This is a genomic window from Microbulbifer pacificus, from assembly GCF_033723955.1.
In the GTDB taxonomy this organism is placed as follows: domain Bacteria; phylum Pseudomonadota; class Gammaproteobacteria; order Pseudomonadales; family Cellvibrionaceae; genus Microbulbifer; species Microbulbifer pacificus.
Map to the genome: position 1 here is coordinate 3,421,070 of NZ_CP137555.1, position 23,552 is coordinate 3,444,621.

General features: G+C 60.2%; 23 protein-coding genes. 7 read left to right on the plus strand and 16 right to left on the minus strand.

Annotation, left to right across the window (positions count from 1 at the left end):
* Window positions 1-185: 185 nt before the first annotated feature.
* Entirely contained in the window at window positions 186-2,171 is a 1,986-nt protein-coding gene (locus tag R5R33_RS14565; RefSeq protein ID WP_318953425.1) for a BCCT family transporter, read from the minus strand.
* Between the two features lie 148 nt (window positions 2,172-2,319).
* Between R5R33_RS14565 and arfB the strand changes: the two genes are divergently transcribed.
* The 4 genes from arfB to R5R33_RS14585 all read left to right on the plus strand — a co-directional run bounded on the left by arfB (window position 2,320) and on the right by R5R33_RS14585 (window position 6,592).
* On the plus strand, window positions 2,320-2,736 hold the full coding sequence (gene arfB / locus R5R33_RS14570) for an alternative ribosome rescue aminoacyl-tRNA hydrolase ArfB (RefSeq protein ID WP_318953426.1): 417 nt from the start codon (window positions 2,320-2,322) through the stop codon (window positions 2,734-2,736).
* A gap of 32 nt (window positions 2,737-2,768) precedes the next feature.
* Entirely contained in the window at window positions 2,769-3,821 is a 1,053-nt protein-coding gene (locus tag R5R33_RS14575; protein ID WP_318953427.1) for an Ldh family oxidoreductase, read from the plus strand.
* 111 nt (window positions 3,822-3,932) lie between these two features.
* Entirely contained in the window at window positions 3,933-5,387 is a 1,455-nt protein-coding gene (locus R5R33_RS14580; RefSeq protein ID WP_318953428.1) for an amidase, read from the plus strand.
* A complete protein-coding gene (locus R5R33_RS14585; protein ID WP_318953429.1) occupies window positions 5,384-6,592 on the plus strand; it encodes a pyridoxal phosphate-dependent aminotransferase in 1,209 nt (402 codons plus the stop codon). Before R5R33_RS14580 ends, R5R33_RS14585 begins: the two co-directional genes overlap by 4 nt.
* 37 nt (window positions 6,593-6,629) lie before the next feature.
* On the opposite strand, the gene R5R33_RS14590 is transcribed toward R5R33_RS14585, so the two are convergent.
* Window positions 6,630-7,649 carry an AraC family transcriptional regulator gene (locus R5R33_RS14590; RefSeq protein ID WP_318953430.1) on the minus strand — a complete coding sequence of 340 codons (1,020 nt, stop codon included), beginning with the start codon at window positions 7,647-7,649 and terminating at the stop codon, window positions 6,630-6,632.
* 162 nt (window positions 7,650-7,811) lie between these two features.
* Between R5R33_RS14590 and R5R33_RS14595 the strand changes: the two genes are divergently transcribed.
* The gene (locus R5R33_RS14595) at window positions 7,812-9,314 is read left to right on the plus strand and encodes a flavin-containing monooxygenase (protein WP_318953431.1); all 1,503 of its coding nucleotides are present in this window, start codon (window positions 7,812-7,814) and stop codon (window positions 9,312-9,314) included.
* 33 nt (window positions 9,315-9,347) lie between these two features.
* Window positions 9,348-10,142: an alpha/beta hydrolase gene (locus R5R33_RS14600; RefSeq protein ID WP_318953432.1), complete on the plus strand. Its 795-nt coding sequence runs from the start codon at window positions 9,348-9,350 to the stop codon at window positions 10,140-10,142.
* A gap of 66 nt (window positions 10,143-10,208) precedes the next feature.
* On the opposite strand, the gene R5R33_RS14605 is transcribed toward R5R33_RS14600, so the two are convergent.
* From R5R33_RS14605 to can, 14 genes are all read right to left on the minus strand, one after another.
* Entirely contained in the window at window positions 10,209-10,559 is a 351-nt protein-coding gene (locus tag R5R33_RS14605) for a YciI family protein (protein WP_318953433.1), read from the minus strand.
* A gap of 48 nt (window positions 10,560-10,607) precedes the next feature.
* On the minus strand, window positions 10,608-10,991 hold the full coding sequence (locus tag R5R33_RS14610) for a YciI family protein (RefSeq protein ID WP_318953434.1): 384 nt from the start codon (window positions 10,989-10,991) through the stop codon (window positions 10,608-10,610).
* Complete coding sequence (locus R5R33_RS14615; RefSeq protein WP_318953435.1) at window positions 10,992-11,825, minus strand: YciI family protein; 834 nt, start codon at window positions 11,823-11,825, stop codon at window positions 10,992-10,994.
* 144 nt (window positions 11,826-11,969) lie between these two features.
* Window positions 11,970-13,211, minus strand: a complete 1,242-nt coding sequence (locus tag R5R33_RS14620) for an RNA polymerase sigma factor (protein WP_318953436.1) — start codon at window positions 13,209-13,211, stop codon at window positions 11,970-11,972.
* A 142-nt stretch (window positions 13,212-13,353) separates the two neighbouring features.
* Window positions 13,354-14,139 (minus strand): phosphonate ABC transporter, permease protein PhnE, encoded by a 786-nt coding sequence (gene phnE, locus R5R33_RS14625; RefSeq protein WP_318953437.1) that lies wholly within the window; start codon window positions 14,137-14,139, stop codon window positions 13,354-13,356.
* Window positions 14,136-14,996 carry a PhnE/PtxC family ABC transporter permease gene (locus R5R33_RS14630; protein ID WP_318953438.1) on the minus strand — a complete coding sequence of 287 codons (861 nt, stop codon included), beginning with the start codon at window positions 14,994-14,996 and terminating at the stop codon, window positions 14,136-14,138. Before R5R33_RS14630 ends, phnE begins: the two co-directional genes overlap by 4 nt.
* 4 nt (window positions 14,997-15,000) lie before the next feature.
* Window positions 15,001-15,792 carry a phosphonate ABC transporter ATP-binding protein gene (locus R5R33_RS14635; protein WP_318953439.1) on the minus strand — a complete coding sequence of 264 codons (792 nt, stop codon included), beginning with the start codon at window positions 15,790-15,792 and terminating at the stop codon, window positions 15,001-15,003.
* Window positions 15,793-15,815: 23 nt separating this feature from the next.
* Window positions 15,816-16,685 carry a putative selenate ABC transporter substrate-binding protein gene (locus tag R5R33_RS14640; protein WP_318953440.1) on the minus strand — a complete coding sequence of 290 codons (870 nt, stop codon included), beginning with the start codon at window positions 16,683-16,685 and terminating at the stop codon, window positions 15,816-15,818.
* A 72-nt stretch (window positions 16,686-16,757) separates the two neighbouring features.
* Window positions 16,758-17,876, minus strand: a complete 1,119-nt coding sequence (gene mnmH, locus R5R33_RS14645) for a tRNA 2-selenouridine(34) synthase MnmH (protein WP_318953441.1) — start codon at window positions 17,874-17,876, stop codon at window positions 16,758-16,760.
* The gene (gene selD / locus R5R33_RS14650) at window positions 17,873-18,934 is read right to left on the minus strand and encodes a selenide, water dikinase SelD (RefSeq protein ID WP_318953442.1); all 1,062 of its coding nucleotides are present in this window, start codon (window positions 18,932-18,934) and stop codon (window positions 17,873-17,875) included. The genes mnmH and selD overlap by 4 nt, the downstream gene beginning before the upstream one ends.
* A 187-nt stretch (window positions 18,935-19,121) precedes the next feature.
* Complete coding sequence (locus R5R33_RS14655) at window positions 19,122-19,892, minus strand: glycerophosphodiester phosphodiesterase (protein WP_318953443.1); 771 nt, start codon at window positions 19,890-19,892, stop codon at window positions 19,122-19,124.
* Between the two features lie 157 nt (window positions 19,893-20,049).
* Window positions 20,050-20,595 (minus strand): flavin reductase family protein, encoded by a 546-nt coding sequence (locus tag R5R33_RS14660; protein WP_318953444.1) that lies wholly within the window; start codon window positions 20,593-20,595, stop codon window positions 20,050-20,052.
* Between the two features lie 118 nt (window positions 20,596-20,713).
* Window positions 20,714-22,354 (minus strand): FAD-dependent oxidoreductase, encoded by a 1,641-nt coding sequence (locus R5R33_RS14665; RefSeq protein ID WP_318953445.1) that lies wholly within the window; start codon window positions 22,352-22,354, stop codon window positions 20,714-20,716.
* 142 nt (window positions 22,355-22,496) lie between these two features.
* Window positions 22,497-23,153 (minus strand): carbonate dehydratase, encoded by a 657-nt coding sequence (can, locus tag R5R33_RS14670; protein WP_404810369.1) that lies wholly within the window; start codon window positions 23,151-23,153, stop codon window positions 22,497-22,499.
* 169 nt (window positions 23,154-23,322) lie between these two features.
* On the opposite strand from can, the gene R5R33_RS14675 reads away from it, so the two are divergent.
* Window positions 23,323-23,523: a hypothetical protein gene (locus tag R5R33_RS14675; RefSeq protein ID WP_318953447.1), complete on the plus strand. Its 201-nt coding sequence runs from the start codon at window positions 23,323-23,325 to the stop codon at window positions 23,521-23,523.
* Window positions 23,524-23,552: the final 29 nt, after the last annotated feature.

Below are 23,552 nucleotides of genomic sequence, written 5' to 3' on the forward strand. Positions count from 1 at the left end.
AGATTTTTATTGTTGACGTTTCCGGCCGATGCCGCGGGTCAGAAACCGTTCGATAGTAACCAAGCGCAATGGCTATGACTAGCAGTTCATTTGCAGTCGAGGCCGGTTTGTGTGACCGGGTGGTTTTGGGGTTGCGGTACTCCCTGTCGCTCTCCGCCACAGGCAGTGGCAGCCCCGCAAGCACATCAGCGCACCGTGTGCAGAAACTGTAAGTGCCGCTCGTACTGGGCGAGAATGTCCGTGAGTAATTGCTCCCGCGTCCATCCCATTACGTCGTAGTCCTGGCCACCCTCTGACAGATAGACCTCCGCGCGAAAATATTTCTCGGGATCACCATCGTCGAAGTCATCGTCCAGCGCCTCATCCCGCGGTGCGGCGTCCGGTTTCAGATGTGCCTTGGGGTGAAGACCGTAGAGAAAATCCACTTCCTCCCCGTGAAAAACCTCCAGGTAAACGTAATGGTTCTTGCCTTGCACGACCCGGGCAGAAAAGCCGTTCTTTTCCAGTTCGCTGGCGAATTCACGCAGTGCCGGTTCGCCGGTTTCATGCACATAGTCCTGGACTTCCACCAGCGAGGGTAACTTCAGCAGATTTTTCAGTCGTCTCTGCCAAGACACGGGGTTATGTGCGCTGATCGGGGCTACCACGGCGTTTTGGGAATCGCGTTTCGCCGTCTCTGTGCGCAGTGCCCGGAGCAGCCCGTAGATGGCCGCAAGCAGGATAATGGAGAAGGGCAGGGCACTGGCGATGGTGGCGGTCTGCAGCGAGCTGAGGCCGCCGGCCAGCAGCAGTGCAATGGCTACCGCGCCGATGATTCCCGCCCAGAATATACGCTGCCACAGCGGAGTATCGTCGCGGCCGTGGGAAGACAGCATATTGACCACCATGGCTCCGGAGTCCGCAGAGGTCACAAAGAACACGATGACCATGACCACGGCGAGCAGCGAAAATACCCCGGAGAAGGGAAACTGTTCGAGGAACTGGAACAGTGCCAGCGACTGGTCCTTGCTTACCACTTCACCCAGTGAGGTCAGCCCTTCATCCAGAATCATGTGAATGGCGGAGTTGCCAAATATCGTCATCCACAGCAGGGTAACCATGGCGGGCACCAGCATGGCGCCGATCACGAATTCGCGGATGGTACGGCCGCGGGAAATGCGCGCGATAAACAGTCCCACAAACGGCGACCAGGACATCCACCAGCCCCAGTAGAGAATCGTCCACCCCCCCAGCCAGTCGGTGGGCGCGTAGGCGTAGAGGTTGAATGTGCGGCTAATAAGGACCGAGACATAGCTGCCAAAGTTCTGCACAAAGGTCTGCAGCAGGTACACGGTACTGCCGAGCAGCAGCACCATAAGCAGCAGCAGGGCGGCGAGGACCATGTTCAGCTGCGACAGCCGCTTGATCCCGGTATCGAGCCCCGCAACCACCGAGATGGTGGCTAGCAGGGTGGTAATGACGATCAGTACTACCTGCACGGTCGGGTTAACCGGTAAACCGAACAGGTGATTGAGACCGGAGTTTATCTGCAGCACTCCGTAACCCAGTGTGGTGGCGACGCCGCACACGGTGCCGAGAATGGCGAACACGTCCACGGCATGACCGACGGGCCCGTAGATCCGGTCACCAATTACCGGATAGAGCGCGGAGCGCAGGGTGAGTGGCAGTTTGTGGCGATAACTGAAATAGGCGAGGATGAGCGCCACGATGGCGTAGATCGCCCAGGCGTGGAAACCCCAGTGGAAAAAGGTCAATACCATGGCATCGCGCGCCGCTTCGACGGTACCCGTCTCTCCAACTGGCGGATTCAGGTAATGCATGACCGGCTCGGCGACACCGAAAAACAGCAGACCGATGCCCATGCCAGCGGAGAACAGCATGGCGAACCAGCTGGTGAAGTCGTAGTCGGGTTTGGAGTGTTCCGGTCCGAGCTTGATATCGCCGAACCTGGAGATGGATATTCCAATGACGCTGAGCAGAATGAGAGCAACCACCAACACGTAGTACCAGCTCAGGTTCTGCACGATAAAGTTCTGCACACCCTTGAATCGCGCCGTCGCATCCTCGGAATAAAATACTGCATAGGCGACCACCAGGACGAGCACGGCGGTAGCCGTGTAAAACACCGGCGGGTTGAAATGGGCCTTTTGGGTGGTCAACGGTTTATCCATAGTGCGGATATCCCCTGGGCTATGCAGGCTTGTTGCTGTAGCGAATCAGTGGCATCGTCCGCCGCCACAGCAGGGAAACGACGACGAATTCATTGAGCATAGTTGATCGAGGACGTTAGTCTTTGCGCGAATATACAGAGTATTTTTAATGTTGATTGTTTCTAACCATATTCGCCTGCCCGATGCGGAAATAGAGCTGAGTGCGGTGCGCGCCCAGGGCGCCGGCGGACAGAATGTCAACAAGGTGTCCAGCGCTATCCATCTGCGTTTTGATGTGATGGCCTCAAGCCTGCCGGAAGAAATAAAGGTGCGTGTGCTAGCTTTGCGTGACCAGCGGATTTCCTCCGATGGCATTGTGGTGATCAAGGCACAACGCTTTCGCACCCAGGAAAAAAATCGCGAGGACGCGCTGGCACGTTTGCAGGAGCTGATTGCCAGCGTACTGAAAACGCCGAAAAAACGCGTCGCCACCAAACCGACCAAAGGCTCGCGCGAGCGTCGCCTGCAGCAGAAGTCGCGCCGCGGGCAGGTGAAATCCATGCGTGGAAAAGTGTCGGACCATTAATCCGAGTTTCACAAAATTGATGAGGAGAATCCATGTCCCAGCGCTATAGCGCCGAAGATCTGAAGCAGTTTGCCAGTGCCCTGTTTGCGTCCACCGGGCTTGAAGGTGGCAGGGCTGAGATCATGGCGGATACGTTTCTGCAGGCGGACCTGCTGGGGTTTACCACCCATGGATTGCACCGGGTAACCACCAACCTGCAGTGGCTGCAGTCTGGCGCTTCACGGTTGCACGGCGAGCCCAGTGTGTTGGCAGATCGCGGCAACTGTTTCAACTGGGATGCAGAATTTTTGCCGGGCCCGTGGGTGGTGCATCGCGCGATAGACCAGGCGCTGGCGCGGGTACGCGAGCACGGTGTAGTGACTGCAACCATCCGTCGCAGCCAGCATATCGCCTGTCTCGCGGCCTATCTGCCGAAAATCATCGAGCACAATTGCGTGGGCTTTCTCACGTGCTCGACGCCGGCGGAACATACGGTATCGCCACAGGGCAGTAAAACTCCGCTGTTTTCTGCAAATCCGATTGCATTCTGTGCGCCGGCCGCGGATTACCCGTTGCTATTCGATATCAGCATGTCGGTTACCGCCGGCGGCTATGTGTCCCGCGCCGCGCGCGAGGGCAAAAAATTGCCCGGACAATATCTCAAGGATCGCGACGGCCAACTCTCCGATGACCCCAAGTCGTTTGCCGATGGCGGCAGTATTCTGCCGGTGGGTGGTGCGGATCACGGTTACAAGGGCGCGGCGCTCTCCGCCATGCTCGAGGTGTTGTCGATGGCGCTGTCCGGCTACGGCCGCGCGGACGATGTGAGTGAAGACGATGAGGCGAATTCCGTATTCCTGCAGATCATCGACCCCAAGGCTTTCGGTAGTGAAAGGAATTTTTTGCGGCAGACCACGGCGCTGATGCAGCTGTGGGAACAGTGTGAAAGTGATAGTAACGACCCGCTGCGTGTGCCGGGAAAGCGCGCCTGGAAATTGCGAAATGCGCAGCTGGAATCGGGCGTTGAGCTCTATCCTTCAATCGTCAGCGACTTGGAAAAGCTGGCGGAAAGCACCGGTATTTCAATGCCGGAGGCAATTTCCTGAGGGAAATAATAAACGGGGCGGGTTGTTCCACCTGCATTTTACGAATTCGGCGCGAATCGGGGCTAGGCTAGGGGGAAAGCGAAAACCAGATAAATAGGGAGAATTGCGCGCGTGAACGACCTGGTGCGGAAAACGGCACTGGAACTGCTGGTGTCCTATCGGGAAAAATCCATTTCACCGGTAGACGCTGCAGAGGCGATGCTGGACCAGATTAGACGCGGCAATCCCGTGGTAAATGCCTTCAATCTGGTCGACGAAGAAACCACACTGCAATTCGCGCGTGAATCCGAACAGCGTTATCTCTCTGGCAACCCACTCGGGTTGCTCGACGGTGTTCCCGTCGCCATCAAGGATGTTTTTCTCACACCGCAGTGGCCCACCATCAAGGGCTCGCGCACCATTGATCCCACATCTACGCTTGGCAAGGAAGCGCCCTGTGTGGCAGCACTTCGCCGCAACGGCGCGGTGCCGCTGGGCAAAACCACTACACCGGAATTTGGCTGGAAGGGCGTAACCGATAATCCCGTAGACGGGGTTACCCGCAATCCCTGGAACCCGGAGAAAACGTCCGGCGGCTCCAGTGGCGGCAGTGCCGCGGCGGTGCCGCTCGGGATGGGACCGCTGGCACTGGGCACCGATGCCGGTGGTTCCATCCGTATTCCTGCGGGGTTCTGCGGGTTGGTGGGGTTGAAACCGAGTTTCGGTGAGGTGCCGCACTGGCCCGCGAGCCCCTTCGGCACACTCGCGCACGCGGGTCCGATGACCTGGACGGTGGCGGACTGTGCGCTGATGATGAATGTTCTCACCGAAGCGGACAGCCGCGATACCAATGCCATTCCCCGGCGTAACATCGATTATCTCGCGGAGATCCAGGGAGAGCCTGCAGATTTACTGCGCGGGGTGCGCATCGCACTCAGTGTCACCCTCGGCTATGTGGACGTCGACAAGGAAGTCGAGGCCGCAGTGCGCGCAGCCGCTGAGTTGTTGGCGTCTCTGGGAGCGGAAATTACCGAAGTGGCGCCGGGGTTTGATGATCCCATCGCCAGTTTTGGCCACCTGTTTTACAGCGGCGCTGCCAACGCATTGCGGGATATCGGCAACAAGCAGCGCGCACGGATGGATCCGCAACTGGTGGCGGTTTCGGAAAAAGCTGCGCAACTTTCCATGCTGGATTATCTGGACGCGGTGAATGAGCGCATGGCGCTGTGCGAGCGTATGGCGGCTTTCCACGGAAAATACGACCTGCTGCTGACGCCGACGCTGCCGATTACCGCCTTCAAGGCGGGGCGCGAGGTGCCGGAGGACTGGCCGAGCACCCGCTGGCCGTCGTGGACGCCGTTTACCTATCCCTTCAACCTCACCGGGCAACCGGCAATCTCCGTTCCCTGCGGATTTGACGCCGCGGGTCTGCCGATTGGGCTACAGTTTGTGGCCGCGCGCTTCAACGATACCGCAGTGCTGCGCGCGGCACAGGCCTACCAGCTGGCGGCGCCACTCACGGAAAAACGACCGGATTTGTTTTTTGAGGATGCCGGCCAAAATGCCAGTGCCAGGTTAAACGCATGAGCCGGCTGGATTTCGATTTTTACGAGTCGGAAGACCCGGTGTGGAACCCCGCGCTGCTCACGATTCCGGTGCCCGGCATTCGCAAGATGGTGAATCTCGCGGCCACCATGGACGATGTGATTCATCTGTCCATCGGCCAGCCGGATACGCCCACACCGCAGCATGTGGTACAGGCGGCGGTGGATGCGCTGAACGCGGGGCAGACCGGCTACACCATGGACGCTGGGCTGCCGGAATTGCTGGATGCGCTGGCGGATTATTACGGTGAGCGTTCCGGCCGTACATTAACTCCGGAAAACATCCTGATCACCACCGGCGCTACCGAGGCCATTTATCTCGCACTGACGGCGGTCTCTGCACCGGGGCGGGAATTTATTGTGCCCGATCCTTCCTTCATGCTCTATGCACCGCTGATCCGCATGAATGGCGGTATCGTGAAGTCGATTCCGACCCGTGCGGAAAACCATCACCAGCTGGACCCGCAGGAAGTCATCGATGCGATCGACAGTAACACCCACGCGATCATCCTGAATTCCCCCAGCAATCCCACGGGCACGGTATATCCGCGGGAAACCGTGGAAACCATTGTGCAGGAAGCCGCGTATCGCGGGATTTATGTGATCAGCGACGAGGTCTACGATCACCTCATTTACGATGAGCGCGGCTATCACAATTACGCCAGTGTGTTGTCTTGTTGCTCTGACCTGGACCATGTGATGGTGATCAGCAGTTTCTCCAAAACCTTCAGCATGGCGGGTATGCGTATCGGCTGGCTGATCGCGAGCCAGGGCGCCATCCGCAAATTGCGCCGCTACCACATGTTCACCACCACCGTGGCCAACACTCCCTGTCAGTGGGCCGGTGTCGCCGCGCTCAGGGGAGACCGCGGTTTTATCGCCGACGTGGTGGAAACCTACCGGAAACGACGCAATCGCCTGGTGGAGCTGGTGGACCAGACGCCATTTCTGGAAGGTTATGTGCCCGACGGTGCCTTTTACATGTTCCCGGCATTGCCGGAGGGGGTGAATGGCAACAATGTTGCCCTGAGAATGTTGCGGGAGACCGGAGTGTGCACCATTGCCGGTGATACCTTTGGCGAAAGCAGCCGCAATGCGTTGCGTTTCAGCTATGCGACATCGATCGAAAATATCGAGCGCGCGTTTGCACGGATAACTCCGTGGATGGCGAAGCAGGATTTTGCCTGAGCTTGGCTGTTTTGCAGCGGCATCCTGTGCGAATTATCTATTTCGTCTTCGACAGCTGTGCGCGCAGCACCCGCGGCGTATCTCCAAACCAGTCGCGACAGGCCCTATTCAGTGCGGATTGTTCCGAATAACCGAGCAGCCCGGCGATCTGGCTGAGTTTCAGGTTCGGTTCCATTAAATAATCCCGGGCCAGTTTCTGCCTCTCCCTGCTAAGCAGCCGCTCAAAAGTAATATTTTCTTTGGCGAGTTTTCGCTGCAGGGTGCGCTTGTGCATCGACAGGGACGAGGCGACCGCATCGTTACTGCACTGGCCGGTGGGTAGCAGGCCTCTGATCAGGCGAATGACATCTTCGGTAATAGAATTCGCGTTGGGCGCCTTTTGTGCATTCAGGTAGTGCTCGGCCAGCTGTCGGGTCTGGTGGTCCACGCTGGCGAGAGGAAGGGAATTAACGGATTCCGGCAGACAGAAGCCATACCAGCTCTGGTCGAAGTGCACCGGGCACCTGAAGACTTCCCGGTAAACGTGTTCGTTCCCCACGCGCCGGTGCATGAAAAAAATTCCCAGTGGCGTGAAGTGTTCACCGCACAGCAATTTCATCACCTGCATGGCATTGGCCAGGCCCAGCTCATAGGCCTGCACGCAGGGTCCCAGCTCATCGTCATTAATACTGTAGTCAAATTTGATGGCCCGCTGATGGTCGATCTGGTCAAGCATCGGGTTCAGTGCGAGGGCCGGGCAGTGCAGGTGGAGGTAGCGGGCGATGTTTTCAACCGCCGTGCCCACCGTGGCAGAACTGCGCGCGATCACGGAAATGGGACCGAGGATATCCAGGCCCTGGTATTCCGCGAGCTCCAGACCGAATTCCGGGTAGTGCAACGCTGCGGCGGTATCCTCAAGTAGTGCGACCATATCCTTGAAGATCAGGAAGGATTGGTCATCCCGCTGTTCCGCCGGCGCTATACGGTGTCTGGCCAGCAAAGGCAGTGGGTCGCCGCCACGGATTCTGACGAGCTCATCGTATCCCCACAGGTTTGTCGCCCGGATCAGGCTGCTCATGTGATCTCCGCCGTAGGTTATTCGCCGGCGTCCGGCGAAGTACGCTTTCCAGAATCTTTGTCGTGATTGGTCAAAAATATGTCGCGATCCGTCAATAATGTCAAACGCGGATGGTTAAATATCAATCTTCCAGGTCATCCATAGATATAAAAAGAGGCCACCGTGACAGCGATACACAATGAGATCATTATCATCGGCGCCGGGCTCTCCGGCATAGGTACGGCCTGCCATATCGCGGCAGAGTACCCAGACAAAAGCATTGCCATTCTCGAACGCCGGGAAAAAATGGGCGGAACCTGGGACCTGTTCCGTTACCCCGGTATTCGCTCGGACTCGGATATGGCGAGTTTCGGGTTCAATTTCAAACCCTGGTATTCCGACAAGGTGCTGGCCAAGGGCAAGGAAATTCGCGAGTACGTTGCCGAGACGGCGCGGGAGTTCGGACTGCAGGAAAAGGTGCGCTATGGCCTGAAAATTGTCAGCGCGGACTGGTCCGATTCCAAGCAGCTCTGGACCGTGACAGCACTGCACGAGGCCTCCGGCGAACCCCGGACCTTTACCTGCAATTTCCTGGTGAACTGCGCGGGTTATTACAACTTCGACCAGGGCTATCGCCCGCATTTCCAGGGCGAGGAATCCTTCAAGGGCGAGATCGTGCACCCGCAACACTGGCCGGAAAATTTCGATTACACCGGCAAGAAAGTGGTGGTGATCGGCAGTGGTGCTACCGCCATCACCGTGGTGCCGTCCATGGCGGAGAAGGCGGCCAAGGTCACCATGCTGCAGCGCTCTCCCAGCTACATCATGGCGGTACCGGACACGGATAAGGTGTCCATGGTCCTGAATAAATTCCTGCCCAAGCGCTGGGTATTCAAACTGACGCGGCGGCGCAACGTGCTGCTGCAGCGCGGCCTGTATCTGGCGTGCCAACGCTGGCCCAACGCCATGCGTAAACTGCTGCTGTCCCATGTGCGCAAGCGGGTAGGGCCGGATTTCGATATGCGCCATTTCTCCCCGAATTACAAACCGTGGGAGCAGCGGCTGTGTGCAGCGCCGGACGGGGATTTCTTTGATGTGCTTCGCTCCGGCAAGGCCGATATTGCCACCGATCATATCGACCACTTCTGTGAAGACGGCATAGTACTGAAATCCGGCGGGAAGCTGGAGGCGGATGTGATCGTGACGGCGACGGGTCTGGATGTGCAGCTGATGGGCGATCTGCAAATCAAACTGAACGGTGAAGCGGTCGATCTACCGGGAAAAATGACCTACAAAGGCATTCTGATCCAGGATATCCCCAATTACCTGTGGATTTTTGGTTACACCAACGCGCCCTGGACCCTGAAAAGCGATATCGGTGGCCGCTACCTCTGCCGTCTGCTGGCGCATATGCAGAACGGGGGGTTCTCTTCGGCGCGACCGGTGGATGGCGATAACAGTGCGAGCGGAAACGGTATGCTGGACGGCTTCGCGCCGGGTTACATGACCCGTGCCAAAGACCGCATGCCACGTCAGGGACGGGATGGCCCGTGGAAAGTGACCATGCACTACGGCAAGGACAAAAAAATGCTGACCCAGGACCCGGTGGACGATGGCGTGCTGCAGTTTGAACCTGCTGCCACGGCTATCGGCGCACAGGAACTGAAATTCAATGCCGTTGCATAACGCCTGCAGCCAGGTTTTCGAGGAGTTGGTGGCGTGAGCACGGGAGACAATCGCAAACCGCCGGTGTTGCTGATCCACGGCATGTGGGGTACCTCGGTCGCAATGACGGAAGTCAAGGCGGCCTTCGAGCAACAGGGTTATGAAGTGGAAGCGCTGACGCTGCCTTTCCACCAGGCCAAGCCGACATACGACAGGGCGGCCAAGGCCCGGCTGGCTCGCACCAGCCTGCAGGACTACGTGGACTTCATCACTGCCCGCATGCGGTCCTGTGAAGTCGCGCCAATTGTGGTGGGGCACTCCATGGGGGGGCTGCTGGCACAACTGGTGGCAGAGCGGGCGCCCTGTGAAAAACTGGTGCTGCTGTCATCGGCGGCACCCGGTGGAATCAATGGCTGGAGCTGGTCCATGATCCGCACCCTGGGGCGCAACCTGTTGTTATTCCCGTTGTGGCGGCGAGTCACGCAATTGCGTCTGGGTAATGTCCGCTACGGCATTGCCAATTCACAGAGTTCCGCCACCCAGCAGCAGATCTTGCAACTGTCCACTTACGAGTCGGGGATGGCGACATTCCAGATTGGTATCGGTGGCCTGTTCCCCGATGGCTTTTCCCGGGTCAATGCCGATGCCGTGCGCTGCCCGGTGCTGGTGATTGGCGGCAGCGAAGATCGTATTACGCCGTTTAGAATCCAGCAGCGTATTGCCAGCATGTATGGCCGCAGGGCACAGCTGGTGGAAATACCGGGTGCCTGCCACTGGACGGTGGGAGGATCGAATTTCCCGAAAATTCGCTCGGTGGTCTTCGACTGGCTGGAAGGCCGCGGGGCGTAGCGTTATCCGCAAGGCCCGCGTGCAGCGACCCCTGCTGCCGCGGGCACAGCATGCGGGCTTTTGGCATTACATGGTGGGGATTGGCATGCACTCCATCAGTTCCACGCTGTCGCCCGGAAAAATACTGAAGTGCGGATGCCCCTCAAACAGCTTTGCCGCGGCTTCGTGAGACTCCGCCCTGATGATCGTGTACCCGGTCATGTTATTGCGGATGTCACTAATACCGGTGGGGTCAATACGTTTGGTCTTGCCCAACGGACCGCCGGCTTCGACAAGTATGTCGCTGTGCTTGTCCATCCAGCCATGCCAGGCGAGCATGCCTTCCTGCATGCGTTGTTGTTTCTCGTCCTCAGACAGATGTTTCCATTTCTCCATGCTGTCTGGAGTGCCGATATAAATCGCCATAAAATTTTTCATGCTTTTCTCCTTGTGTCATTTATGTCCAGAGGGGCACGGTAGATACGCTCAGCCCGCATTGCCGCCGGCCTGATTGCCTTCCGCCAGCAGCTCGCGCGCCGGGCGGATTTCCACCGAGCCATAGCGGGCGGGTGGGATTTTACCGGCCAGCGTGATGGCCTCATTGAGATCCCTCGCTTCGAGCATGTAGAAACCGGCGAGCTGTTCCTTGGTTTCCGCAAACGGGCCATCGGTGATGGCGACGCGGTTGTCGCGTACCCGCACGGTTGTCGCCGAACTGGTTGGCAGCAGCGGACTGCCGGTGATGAAGTGGCCGTTGGCGCTGAGGCGTGCAACACACTCCATACATTCCTGATTCAGCGCATCCCATTCATGTTGTGAAAGGCGCTCCATGATCTTCTCGTCGTAGTAGACCAGTGCAAGGTATTTCATTTACTGATCCTCGGGAGTGTCGGTATTGACCATCCAGGAAATGCCGAAGCGGTCCGTCACCATGCCGAAGCCCATCGACCAGAAGGTTGAAGTGAATGGCATATCGATGACGCCGCCATCGGCGAGTCTGGTGAACGCGGCGCGGGCGCGCTCCGTATCCGCGAAACTGATCTGTACACTGAAACCCTGTGGTTTCTGGTAGCGATCCGGTGGCACGTCGCAGGCCATCAGTTTCAGTTTGCCGACGGCGATGCACGCGTGGATGATTTTGTCCTGCCACTCCTCGCCAATATCGCCCGCCATCGGGGATTCACCGAAGGTCATCATCATCTGTATGTCCCCTCCCAGTGCGTCGGCATAGAAATTCATGGCCTCGGTGCACTGGCCATTGAAATTCAGGTGTGCGCAGAGGCTGGCGGGCTGGCGCTCCAGGCGCGCGTCCAACTTCCTGTGCACTTCGAGACCATCACCTTCGGCAAAATCTTCCATGCTGAACAGCTGGCGCAGCTCCAGCGAGACATTGCCGTCGCCATCGCTGGTGGGCCATTGTTTCACCCGCTCGATGGCCGCGGCTTTCGAGTCGGCCTCGAACAGGGTGAAGCCCGCGAGCAATTCGTTGGTCTCGGTAAATGGACCATCGGTGATCACCGGCACGCCGTCGCGGAAATTGATGCGCGCGCCGTAGCGGCTCGGCTTCAGGCCCATGCCATCGACAAATACGCCATCATTTACCATCTGTGCGTTGTAGTGCCCCATGGCCGCCAGTTGGTCTTGGGTGGGCATGACTTCCGCTTCGGTGTCGGTGTCGGCTTTGCGCATAATCATGAACTTCATGGTGACGGTCTCCTTGGTTATTGCCACGTGCTCGGTTCATTAGCTCGATTGAATCGGTTACTTCATTAGATAGTCGAACGGGACAGCTGGAATTCGACAAGGGGATGAAAATATTTTTATTTTTTAAAATAGGGGGCCTGCAGGTCAGCCGTTATCCAGTTCCGCCAGGCGACGGGCGAGAAAACGCTGTTCCGGTCCCTGTTGGGCGAGTTCCAGGGCGCGCGAATAGGCGGCGCGCGCTTCCTCAATGCGGCCCAGGCGTCGGCACAGGTCGGCGCGGGCGGCGTGAGCCAGGTGATAGTCGCTGAGTGCGCCGTGGGCGAGGATGGCATCGACAAGCTGCAGTCCCTGTTCGGCGCCGTCGCGCATGGCCACAGCCACCGCGCGATTGAGTTCGACGACAGGCGATGGATTCCGTTCGAACAGGGCATCGTAGAGCGCGACGATTTCCCGCCAGTCGGTGGCTTCAATGGATGCGGCTTCCGCATGCACCGCGGCGATGGCAGCCTGCAGGGTGTACGGACCAAAGCGCCGGCTTGCCAGCGCCCGCAGTACCCGTTCGACACCTTCACGAATCTGCGGCTGGTCCCATAGTGTGCGGTCCTGCTGCTCCAGCAGGATCAGGTCGCCATCGGCAGAGACCCGCGCGGCGCGCCGGGAATCCTGCAACAGCAACAGTGCCAGCAAACCCTCCGCTTCCGGTTCCGGTAACAAACCGCATAGCAGGCGTGCAAGGCGGATGGCTTCGCTCGCCAGGTCGTGGCGTATCAGAGTGTCGCCAGCGGAGGCGGAGTAGCCTTCATTGAAAATGAGATAGATGGCCTGCAGCACCGACTGCAGGCGCTCCGGCAGCTGCTCCGGACTGGGGACCTCATAGGGAATACGCGCATCGCGGATTTTTGCCTTGGCGCGCACGATGCGCTGGGCCAGGGTCGGAGTAGTGGTGAGAAAGGCGCTGGCAATTTCTTCCGTGGTCAGGCCGCACACTTCGCGCAGGGTCAGGGCCAGCTGCGCCTCCGGCGCCAGGCTCGGGTGACAGCAAGTGAAGATCAGGCGCAGGCGGTCGTCTTCGATGCCCTGCTCTTCCTCCTCTTCTTTTTCGAGTTCTGCTTCCAGCTGCTCGGCAACATCCTCAAAGGACACGTTGAAACGCGCCTTGCGGCGCAGCTGGTCGATAGCCTTGAAGCGCCCGGTTGAGACCAGCCAGGCACGGGGGTTATCCGGTAAACCTTCGGCCGGCCATTGGGCGAGCGCGGCGGCGAAGGCTTCATGCATCACCTCTTCTGCCAGGTCAAAATCGCCCAGCAGCCGGATAAGGGTCGCGAGCACCCGGCGCGATTCCGTCTGGTAGAGCTGGTTAAGCGACGCTTGGGATACGAGAGTCATAGGCTGGCTCGTTGCTGGCGACGTTTGGGCACTGACATTTGCAAAAATATGGCGTATGGCCACTAGCTTGTCAGTGAAGTGGGCAGCATATCAGCGATCCTGCCGCTGTCGCGCCGGCCAACTCTTGGACGGACGTTAACGGCTAACGCCGTCGCAGCCAGTGACTGAAACCGTCCACAGCAAATACCATCAACAGCATTGCGATCAACACCGTCGCCGCCTGGGGCTGTTGAAACAGGCTCAAATGGATATACAGCATCTGCCCGAGGCCGCCGGCACCGACAAACCCGAGCACCGATGACATGCGGATATTATTTTCCCAGCGATAGAGGGTGTAGGCAGTGAGCTGTGGCCACAGCAGCGGCAGTGTGCCGTAGCAGAAGGCACCGAGGCCGCTGCCGCCCGCAAGCCGGATCGCCTGGGCGGGATCGGGTGGGGTGTTTTCCAGGGCTTCGGCAAACAGCCTCCCCAGTACACCCGTGGTGTGCAGCGCGAGCGCGAGGGTGCCCGCATTGGGACCCAGGCCGGCGGCCAGTACCATCAGCGCGGCCCACACCAGTTCGGGGATGGCGCGCAACATATTGAGCAACCCCCGCGCCAGGTATTTGGCCACCTTGCCTAAATTCCCCGCGGCTGGCAGCGCGAGGAGCAGGCCCGTAATCGCGGCTAACAAGGTTCCCGCAACGGACATGGCAAGGGTTTCCAGAGCGCCGCGGCCAACCGCGATCAGGTGGTCGGAGGAATAATCCGGCGGCAGGAATTCGAGCAGGTAGGCGCCCATATGGCGCAGGGTGTCGGCTTCCAGCAGTCCGGAAAAATCCAGCGCGAGATAGCGGAAGGCGGCGATGCTGATCAGCACCAACAGCAGCAACACAAAGAGGTTACCGGTAATTACTGCAGGCTTCAGACCTGCATTTTTAGCGCTCATCCCAGACGCTCCCGCAGCCACCGGCTGATGGTGTCCGCTGCCAGTACCAACAGCAGGAACACCAGCAGGATGGTAATGACTTCGCTACCGGCAAACATGCGCAGGGACAGTTCCAGTTGCTGCCCCAGGCCTCCGGCGCCGACAAATCCCATCACCACGGAGGCGCGCAGGGCGCACTCCCAGCGGTAGACGGTGTAGGAAATCAGTTCCTGCGATGCGTTGGGCAAAATGCCGTAGATGAAGGTGGTCAAGCGCGAGGCGCCGGCGTGCAGCAGTGCCTGCGCCGGACGCCGGTCGACGGATTCAAAAATTTCGCTGTAGACCTTACCGAGCATGCCGCTGTAACTGATGGCGATGGCGAGGACACCGGCGGTTGGCCCGAGCCCAACGCCGCGCACAAACAGCAGCGCCCATACGATTTCCGGCACGCTGCGCAACAGGATCAGCAGCGCGCGCACCGGCCAGCGCAAACAGCGCCCGAGCAACGATGGGGTACCGTCGCGCTCACTGGCCGAGCGCGACAGCGCACGGGTGGCAATAAGTGAAGTGAGTGCGGCCAGCGGCAGGGCCAGCGCTATACCGGCGATGGCAATGGCGGTGGTTTCCAGCGTGGCGGTTGCCACAAGCTGCAGGAATTCTTGTGAGTGGGCGGGAGGCCAGGCTCCACTGAACAGGGAGACCATGGCCTGGGTGCTGTTGCTGTCGAACAGCACGCGTAAATCCAATTCGCTGAAATGCAGGCCCGGCCACACCAGCAGCAATACCAGCAGTGTCAGCAGCAGGCGGCCGCTTGTGGCGGGGTCACGATCCGGTATCGGTTGAAGTTTGGTCGTGGATGCTGCGCTGCTGTGTCTCACTGTATCAGCATCGGGGAATTTGAAACGCGGCGCGAGCGCTGGTCGGTAATTCTGCGGTCGAGCGCAGCTGGCGATTGGCGTATAGCTGCTTGAGTTCTTCACTGGTCAGGTCGTTTGCGGCCTTATCAAACATCACCTGGCCGTCGCGCAGACCGATTACACGGGGGAAAAAACGCAGCGCCAGTTCCAGGTTGTGCAGGCTCACGATCAACGTGGTGTTGCGCTGCTGCGAAATGTCATTCAGCAGCGCTAGGGTATGCTCCGCCAGTACCGGGTCCATGGCGGAAACCGATTCATCCGCCAGTAACAGTTCCGGTGCCTGATACAGCGCGCGGGCAATGGCGGCCCGTTGCAATTGCCCGCCGGACAGCGCGTCACAGCGCGCGAAGATTTTCTCGGCCAGGTCCAGCTGTTCCAGGGTGCGGGCAACGCCGGGAATATCCAGCGGAAAGACGAAATTGAGCAGGCTCTTCCACAGCGGCCATTGCCCGATGCGACCGGCACTGACGGCGGTGACCACGCGCTGGCGCGGTGGCAGAGGAGGTGACTGTTGGATCAGCCCAATACGCGCGCGCAACCGTCTGCGGGCGCGTGTATTCATTGCCCAGGGGGCGGCATCGAGTAACTGAATTTCCCCGGCGCTGGGCTGTTGCGCAGTGGCGAGCACTCGCAGCAACGTGGACTTGCCCGCGCCGGACGAGCCAATCACCGCGACCCGCTCGCCGTGTTCGATGCGGAGGTCGATATCCCTGAGGCCATTGTTGTGATCGATCTTGCCGGCGGTTGGATAGCGCATCCAAACTCCGCGCAGGTTTACACTCACTTCAGCAGGCCTACGGAGCGCGCCGCATCCTCGATGGACTGATAATTTTCCGGTGACGTTTCGATAAAGCGATCCGCGGCCTGCAGCTCGAGAATGGCTTTGTGCTCGGGGTTGGTCGGGTCCAGGTTGAGAAACGCAGTTTTGATTTTTTCCGCAAGTGTTGGGTCCAGATCACCGCGCACGGTCCAGTTGTAGTCGTAGTAGGGCGGAGTGGTGGCGAGTACCCGCACTTTACTCGTATCCACTTTGCCGCTGGCCACGAGTTTGTCCCACACCGAGGCGTTGAGCACACCGGCGTCGGCTTTGCCCGCCTGTACCCAGGCCGCAGTGGCATCGTGGGCGCCGGAGTAAGCCACGCGGCTGAAAAAGCTTTCCGGTTTTATCCCTTCCTTGTCCATGAAATAGCGCGGCATCAGGCTGCCGGAGGTGGATGAAATGGAGCCAAAGACAAAACTCTTGCCCTTGAGGTCCTGCAGGGATTTGACCGCGGGATCGGCGGTGATGAATTTACTGGTGAACTGGCGATCCTTTTCTCGCTGTACCAGCGGAATGGCGTTGCCGGTTTTCAGCCGCGCCTGCACAAATGTGAAACCGCCGAGCCAGGCCAGGTCTACCTTGTCCGACGCGAGGCCTTCCACCACCGCGGCGTAATCGGTAACCGGGATAAACTGTACCTTCATCCCCAGCTGCTGCTCGAGGTATTGCCCCAGCGGTTTGAATTTGCGCAGCAGTTCTGTGGGGGCCTCGTCCGGAATGGCGGATACCCGCAGGGTTTGCAGGTTGTCGTCCGCGGACGCGAAAGTGCCAAACATCAGGGTAAGCGGTAACAGGCACAGGGCGGCCAGCGCCTTGGCGTTTTTGAACATGCGAGTTCTCCAGTTCAATAGTGGAAAAAACGTTAATCGAATGGTTAATTTGGCTGGGCACAGGCCCGGCACTTAGCCCGAAGCGGACTGCGCGCGCAGGTACTCCACCACTTCCCGCTGGTTGCCACGGAAAATGATGCGCCCGGCCTTTTGTTCCAGCTGGTAGTAGTACATCGGGTCGTAGTAGTCGCTCAGCAGCATCCGGATCCAGTCCCGGTGACGATCCACATCGCCATCGGCCAATTGCCGCTGTAGCGCTTCCTGCATAATCGTGTCGAGTTCGCGGTGACGTTCGCCGCCCAGGCGTCGCATGATATTAGCGAGATTCTGGCGTAGCGCGCCGGCAAAAACCTGCGGACCTTCTTCGGCACCGTGTTGCGCAACGAAATCCGCACACAGGTCCACCACGTAGTCTTTCAGAATACGCTCCACCCGGCCCTCCACGGAATCGTCCAGCCACACCAGCGGGTAACCGCGCATTCCCTCGTGCAGGGACAGCGGTACCGAGCAGCGGCCGATCAGGCGGCTTTCGTCTTCCAGCACGAAGCGCTGCCAGCCCGCGGCGCGGCGTTTCAGAAAATCGATCGCCAGTGCATTTTCAAAGCTGATCTGCGAGGGCTGCGGTGTCGCGCGCTTGCCGAAACTGGAGCCGCGATGATTGGCGTGGCCTTCGAGGTCGATGGCATTGTCCAGCTGCGCCAGCACTTCGGTTTTGCCGGTGCCGGTCATGCCGCCCACTATCGTAAATGCGCAGTCGAGTACGGCACTTTCGATTTCCTCGATCAGGAAAGTGCGCATGGCCTTGTAGCCGCCCTGTACCCGCGGGTAGGGAACGCCGGCGTCGCGCAGCCACTGCTGGCTGATCTGGGAGCGCAGGCCACCGCGGAAACAGAACAGGTAGCCGTCGGGGTGGGCACGGGCAAATTCCGCCCAGGCCTCCACGCGCGTCTGTTTAGTCTTGCCACTCACCAGTTCGTGGCCGAGGGCGATGGCCGCCTGCTGGCCCCGCTGCTTGTAGCAGGTGCCGATTTTCTGGCGCTCGATGTCGGTCATCAACGGCAAGTTTATCGCATTGGGAAACGACCCCTTGTTGAATTCCACCGGCGCACGGGTGTCGATCATCGGCAGGTCGTGCAGAAATATTTCGCGGTAGTCCGCACTGTCGGGTCGTCCGGCTGCGTGACTACTCATGCCACTATCACCGCGGCTTCGTCGACGGTACTTCTCGCCACGAGTGTGCCGATGGGGGTGAGCGCCAGATCGAAAGCGGCCGCGGCCGCGAGGAATTCCTCTTCGCCGTCTGCCGCTACCGCTACCAGCAGGCCGCCACTGGTCTGCGGGTCGGCCAGCAGCAGGCGCTGGTTGTCGTCCGCCAGCCGTACCCGGTGGCCGTAGCTGTCGAAGTTGCGCCCGGTACCGCCGGGGATACAGCCCTGCTCGAGGTAGTACTCGATGCCGGGAATGCGCGGCACCGCGTCAAAGTCGAGGTGCGCGGTTAGCCCGCTGCCGTCGGCCATCTCGACCAGATGTCCAAGCAGGCCGAAGCCGGTGACGTCGGTCATCGCCTGCACCGCGGGAATCTGGGCAAAGCGGCTGCCGGGACGGTTCAGCGTGCACATCAGGTCACGCGCCACTCCCTGGTCTTCGGTGCGCAACTTGCCCTGTTTTTCTGCCGTGGTCAGTACGCCGATACCCAGTGGTTTGGTGAGATACAGGCGGCTGCCAGCGACGGCGGTGTCGTTGCGTTTCAGCCGATTTTTCTCCACCACGCCGGTCACCGCGAGACCGAAGATGGGTTCCGGTGCGTCGATGGAATGTCCGCCGGCCAGGGGAATACCGGCAGCGGCGCACACCGCGCGCCCGCCACGGATCACTTCCCGCGCCACTTCCGGCGGCAGCACATTTACCGGCCAGCCGAGAATCGCGATCGCCATCAGCGGGTCGGCACCCATGGCGTAGATGTCGCTAATGGCGTTGGTGGCGGCGATACGGCCGAAGTCGAAGGGGTCGTCGACGATGGGCATGAAAAAGTCGGTGGTGGAAACCACACCGCGCTCGTCATCCAGCGCGTAAACCGCGGCGTCGTCGCGGGAGGCATTGCCCACCCACAGGTTCGGGTCGGGCAGCTGGACTTCGCTGTCCGCCAGAATCCGGTCCAGCACCGCCGGCGAGATCTTGCAGCCGCAACCAGCGCCGTGGCTGTACTGGGTCAGGCGGACGGGTGAGGTGGCGTTGGCCGTGTCGGTCATGGTGATTCCCGGGAATTGGATTTTCGGGGGGGGATTCTAACAAGGTTCGAAAACGCTGGCGGCGTTTTCCATTGGCGATGAGTTGCCGGTGCCGGCGGCGGTCGGATCAATCGGGCAGTGAGGCGAAGTGGGGCGCGGGAGCTTCACACCCGGAGTGGGAAGCTCCCAAATTGGCAGCGGGGCAGATTCAGCCGGCCTGGTTCAGGTCTCCGAACTGATCGACCTGCTGGGCGATGGCTTCCGCCGCCTTGGCGGTGTTGTAGTCCATCACCAGTTGCGGCTCGTCGGTGAATACACCGTCGGCACCCATGTTGGCCACCAGATACAGGTCGTGGGGGTTGTTGACGGTGTAGACGTAGCTTTTTAGCCCGCGCCGGCGACCGTCGGCGATCATTTCCCGGCACACAAAATCTAGGCTCAGGTGCAGGGAGTAGGCCTCCAGCGGCTCGGCGCAGGCGGCGAGATCCAGGGGTACACCGTCGATCAGTACGCCCCTGCGTACCTGCGGGATCAGCTTCAGGCATTCGTAAACCTGGCGGTGGTCGAACGACGACAGGATGTACTGCTCGTAACTGGCGCCGTTGTCGCGAATGTAGGATTCCAGTTCCTGTGCCGCCAGCGCGGCGCAGTTGGGACCCTTCAACTCGATATTCAGCTGTACATGGTTCCCCACCAGTTCCAGTACTTCCCGCAGGGTCGGTACCTGTTCACCACCGGGCAGCAGCATCTGGCGCAATGCGGCTGGGGCGATGTCTGTCAGCAGCTCCCGCCCCGGCAGCAGGCGCCCGAGCCGGCGGTCGTGCTTGACCATCAGCTCACCACCTACGTTCCACACATCGATTTCAATACCGTCGATATCAAACTCGAGTGCATGGGTAATGGCTTGCAGGGTGTTTTCCGTGGCCCGCTTGGGATAACCCCGGTGGGCAAAACAGAACAGGGTATCGGTACTGTACATTTCGACGTCCACAGTTGCGGAGGCCTCCCAAGGGTGTACCTGAAGTATGACGTTGAGGTGACGTATCCGCCGAAAATTTATACAGGGTCCGGCGGATATACGGCGTCAATATAGCCCGAAAATCATCCGGAACAGACAGGATTCTGTGGCGACGCTGTTATTCGCCGGCCAGGGCGCGGTAGCGGCCGCGGTGGAAGATCAGGGGCTCACCGCCGCCGGCGGAGAACTCCAGCACCTCACCCAGCAGAATGGTGTGGTCGCCGCCTTCAATATTCTGGGCGCGGCGGCAGTGGAACAGGGCGGCGCAGTCGTCCAGCTGCGGGATATTGCCCGGGCCGCTGTGCCACTTTACCTGCCCGAACTTGTCGGCGCCGCGGCCTGCGAACAGGTTGGACACATGCTGCTGGTCGCCCTTGAGGACGTGCACCACGAAGCGCTCGCCTTGGGTAAAGGCGTCGTAGCTCAGGGAGCCGCGGTCGATACTCCACAGGATCAGCGCCGGGTCGAGGGACACGGAATTGAAACTGTTCACGGTCATGCCCACCGGCAGGCCATTGGCGTCGAGGGTGGTGATCACGGTGACGCCGGTGGCGAACTGGCCCAGGGTGTCGCGCAGTGCGCGGCCGCGCTCCGCCGGCGACTGCTCGGTACTTACTGGGTTGGCGGTGCTGGCTTGGGCCGCGGATTTGCTGGATGCCGTCATACTTCGATCAAAAATTGCTCAAAATTTGTACTGGCGGCCATTTTACGGGAAAACTGGCCGCACTGTCGGATTTTCTTTGCTACCGCGGGAGCGGGGGTACGGCCAGCTCGGCTGGCCGTCAATCCATCAGCGGCGCACAGCGCTTGCTGAGCGCGTCGCGCTCGGTGATCGCACTGCCGGTGAGGGCAAAGCCCAGCAACTTGCCGGTGTTATCCACGAATTCCGCACGCACGCCGTCGGTGGATGCCGAGACCTGCCACTCCCCCTCGCTGCCGCGCCGCGGCGGGCACACCACGGTGGGGCGCAGGGTGGTTTTCACCGCTACCGGCAGAGCGCCGTAGTGCACCGGTGTCGGGGTACCGCACAGGGTCTGGGCGAGGGCGCGGGCACTCTGGGTGAGCGGGGCGACAAAGTAGAGGCTGTGGCCATCCACTTCGGCACAGTCTCCGAGTGCAAAGATATTGGCGTCGTTGGTGCGCAGTTCGCGGTCGGTGACGATGCCGCGACTGGTGGCGACACCGGCCGCCTCGGCGAGCCCGGTATTGGGGGTGAGGCCGAGGGCGGCAAGGGCAATATCGGCTTCAATGCTGCTGCCATCTGCCAGCTGCACGTGGATGCCGCCAGCGCGGCGCGCCATGGCGGTAACGCCGGCACCGAAGTGGAAACGCACCCCGGCCTGTTCCAGTGTCTGCTGGATATCGCGACCGGCGGCTTCCGGCAGCAGGCTGGCCAGGGGCCAGGGCTGCAAGTCCACCACATCCACCGCAAATCCGGCCTGTACCAGGTCGTTGGCGAATTCGCAGCCGATCAGGCCGGCACCGATCAGCAGAACCCGTTTGCGGTTGGTGAGTGCGGTGCGGAAGCGGTGGTAGTCACCGAGGCTATTGACCCGGAACAGGCGTGACAGCCCGTCGCCGTCCACCGGTGGCAGCGGCGCGCAGCTGGCGCCGGTGGCGAATACCAGACGGCTGTAGCGCAGTTCGGAGCGGATACCGCCGTTGTCGGACACCAGTGTCAGTAGCTGTGACTCCCGGTTCACATCCGTTACATGGGTATGCACCAGGATTTCGGCATTCAGTTCCCGCGCCATGTCCTCGGCGCTGGCGCTGGCCAGTTGCGCCGGCGTTTTGCCGTGGGCGAGGGAGGCGGACAGCAGCGGCTTGGAATAGAAGGTGCCGTCGTCGCCGCTGATCAGCAGCAGCGGGGTGCGCTGATCCAGCTTGCGGAACTCTTTTGCCAGGTGATAGCCGGCGAGACCGGTACCGATGATGACCAGGGGATCGGCGTCGTTCAGTACCGGTGCCGCGGGGGGCGGGGGCAGTTCTTCCGCTTCCGGCTGGCTGACCAGCACCATATCGAAGTCTTCCTTGCCCACACCGCACTCGGGGCAGGTCCAGTCGTCGGGGATGTCCTCCCAGCGGGTACCGGCGGGAATACCTTCTTCGGGGGCGCCCCTGGCCTCGTCGTATACCCAGCCGCACACCATGCACTCCCAGATACGACCGGCAGCAGCTTGCGGTTTGGCAGTGACGGGCGCGGATGCTTTGCTTGCGGCGGCGGCAGGGGCCGGCTTCGGTGCCTCGCCGACGACCTCGACCATGGCGAACTCGTCCTTGGTGGCGCCGCACTCGGGGCAGCACCAGTCGTCGGGGATGTCCTCCCAGCGGGTGCCCGGGGGGATGCCGTCGTCCGGCGAGCCCTTGGCCTCGTCGTAAATCCAGCCACAGATCTGGCATTCCCAAACGCGAAAATCGGACATGTTTACCCCTGATACCGCTGTTATCTATTCGGTGTAATTTTTTAAGGTTGGGGAGTGTAGGGAAAAACGGAGGGAAAGTTAACTTGCGGTTACCGCTGGCGGTAACCGCGAACCAATAGGAGGATTTTACCCGCCGGCGGGATCAATCTTTGCCGCGCTGGGCGAGGCTGGTGAGCGCGCGGTGATAGGTGTCGTGGAGCTGCGCGGTGTTTTCCACGGTAATCTCCAGGTCGTTGACCAGGCCGTTCGACAGGCCGTAGCACCAGCCGTGTACCGAGAGATCCTGGCCGCGCTCCCAGGCATCGCGCACCGAGGTGGTCTGGCACACGTGGATCACCTGCTCCAGCACATTAAGCTCGCACAGCAGATCCACCCGATCCTCTTCCGGGAAGAGTTCGATCAGGGTGTGGTGTTTGTCGCGCACGTCCTTGATATGGCGCAGCCAGCTTTCGATCAGCCCGAGGCGGGTGTCTTCCAGTGCCGCACGCACGCCACCGCAGCCGTAGTGCCCCACTACCATGATGTGTTTGACCTTGAGCACCTCAACCGCGTACTGCACCACCGACAGGCAGTTCAGGTCCGAAGGCACCACCACATTGGCCACGTTGCGGTGCACAAAGAGCTCACCGGGCAGCAGGTCGACAATCTGGTTCGCGGGTACGCGGCTGTCCGCACAGCCGATCCACAAGTATTCGGGCGATTGCTGTTCGGAGAGCTTGAGGAAGAAGTCGGGCTTTTCCCGACGGGTAGACTCGGACCACTCGCGGTTTTTCTGGATCAGATCTTTTAACTGTGACAAGGCAATCATTCCGTCGGTATGCATTGACCGAGCAGGATAGCGTTTTTGGCAGAGGGCGCCAATCTACAATGGTCGCCTGTGCCGTATCGAAGGCCGGTGCCACATCTGCTAATCTGCGCCGTCACCCGAAGTTCGCCGAGCAACTCGTCAACCCAAAAGGAGAGGCCGTATGGGGCTTCGCAACTCCGTGATTCGCCGCCCGGGCCGCCTGAACAAACACAATGCCACCCTGGCGCGGCGGCGCAAGAAAGTGCGCTGGCTGTTGGCTCAGCGTACCCGCGTGCGCAATTACCGCCGCTTTTTCCAAGCGCAGTGCGAGATCTGCGCAAGGGCTGAGGCCAATCGACAGGCGGGCGAACAGGCGCAATGAATAATTTGAACACCGCAGACGTGGAGGTT

Coding starts and splice junctions, on each gene's coding strand:
- arfB (WP_318953426.1), top strand. CDS start 2,320: ATGTTGATTGTTTCTAACCATATTCGCCTGCCCGATGCGGAAATAGAG.
- R5R33_RS14615 (WP_318953435.1), bottom strand. CDS start 11,825: ATGAAGTTCATGATTATGCGCAAAGCCGACACCGACACCGAAGCGGAA.
- R5R33_RS14610 (WP_318953434.1), bottom strand. CDS start 10,991: ATGAAATACCTTGCACTGGTCTACTACGACGAGAAGATCATGGAGCGC.
- R5R33_RS14635 (WP_318953439.1), bottom strand. CDS start 15,792: ATGCGCTATCCAACCGCCGGCAAGATCGATCACAACAATGGCCTCAGG.
- R5R33_RS14665 (WP_318953445.1), bottom strand. CDS start 22,354: ATGTCCGATTTTCGCGTTTGGGAATGCCAGATCTGTGGCTGGATTTAC.
- R5R33_RS14640 (WP_318953440.1), bottom strand. CDS start 16,685: ATGTTCAAAAACGCCAAGGCGCTGGCCGCCCTGTGCCTGTTACCGCTT.
- R5R33_RS14565 (WP_318953425.1), bottom strand. CDS start 2,171: ATGGATAAACCGTTGACCACCCAAAAGGCCCATTTCAACCCGCCGGTG.
- selD (WP_318953442.1), bottom strand. CDS start 18,934: ATGACCGACACGGCCAACGCCACCTCACCCGTCCGCCTGACCCAGTAC.
- R5R33_RS14605 (WP_318953433.1), bottom strand. CDS start 10,559: ATGAAAAATTTTATGGCGATTTATATCGGCACTCCAGACAGCATGGAG.
- phnE (WP_318953437.1), bottom strand. CDS start 14,139: ATGAGCGCTAAAAATGCAGGTCTGAAGCCTGCAGTAATTACCGGTAAC.
- R5R33_RS14575 (WP_318953427.1), top strand. CDS start 2,769: ATGTCCCAGCGCTATAGCGCCGAAGATCTGAAGCAGTTTGCCAGTGCC.
- R5R33_RS14585 (WP_318953429.1), top strand. CDS start 5,384: ATGAGCCGGCTGGATTTCGATTTTTACGAGTCGGAAGACCCGGTGTGG.
- R5R33_RS14675 (WP_318953447.1), top strand. CDS start 23,323: ATGGGGCTTCGCAACTCCGTGATTCGCCGCCCGGGCCGCCTGAACAAA.
- R5R33_RS14620 (WP_318953436.1), bottom strand. CDS start 13,211: ATGACTCTCGTATCCCAAGCGTCGCTTAACCAGCTCTACCAGACGGAA.
- R5R33_RS14590 (WP_318953430.1), bottom strand. CDS start 7,649: ATGAGCAGCCTGATCCGGGCGACAAACCTGTGGGGATACGATGAGCTC.
- mnmH (WP_318953441.1), bottom strand. CDS start 17,876: ATGAGTAGTCACGCAGCCGGACGACCCGACAGTGCGGACTACCGCGAA.
- R5R33_RS14660 (WP_318953444.1), bottom strand. CDS start 20,595: ATGACGGCATCCAGCAAATCCGCGGCCCAAGCCAGCACCGCCAACCCA.
- R5R33_RS14655 (WP_318953443.1), bottom strand. CDS start 19,892: ATGTACAGTACCGATACCCTGTTCTGTTTTGCCCACCGGGGTTATCCC.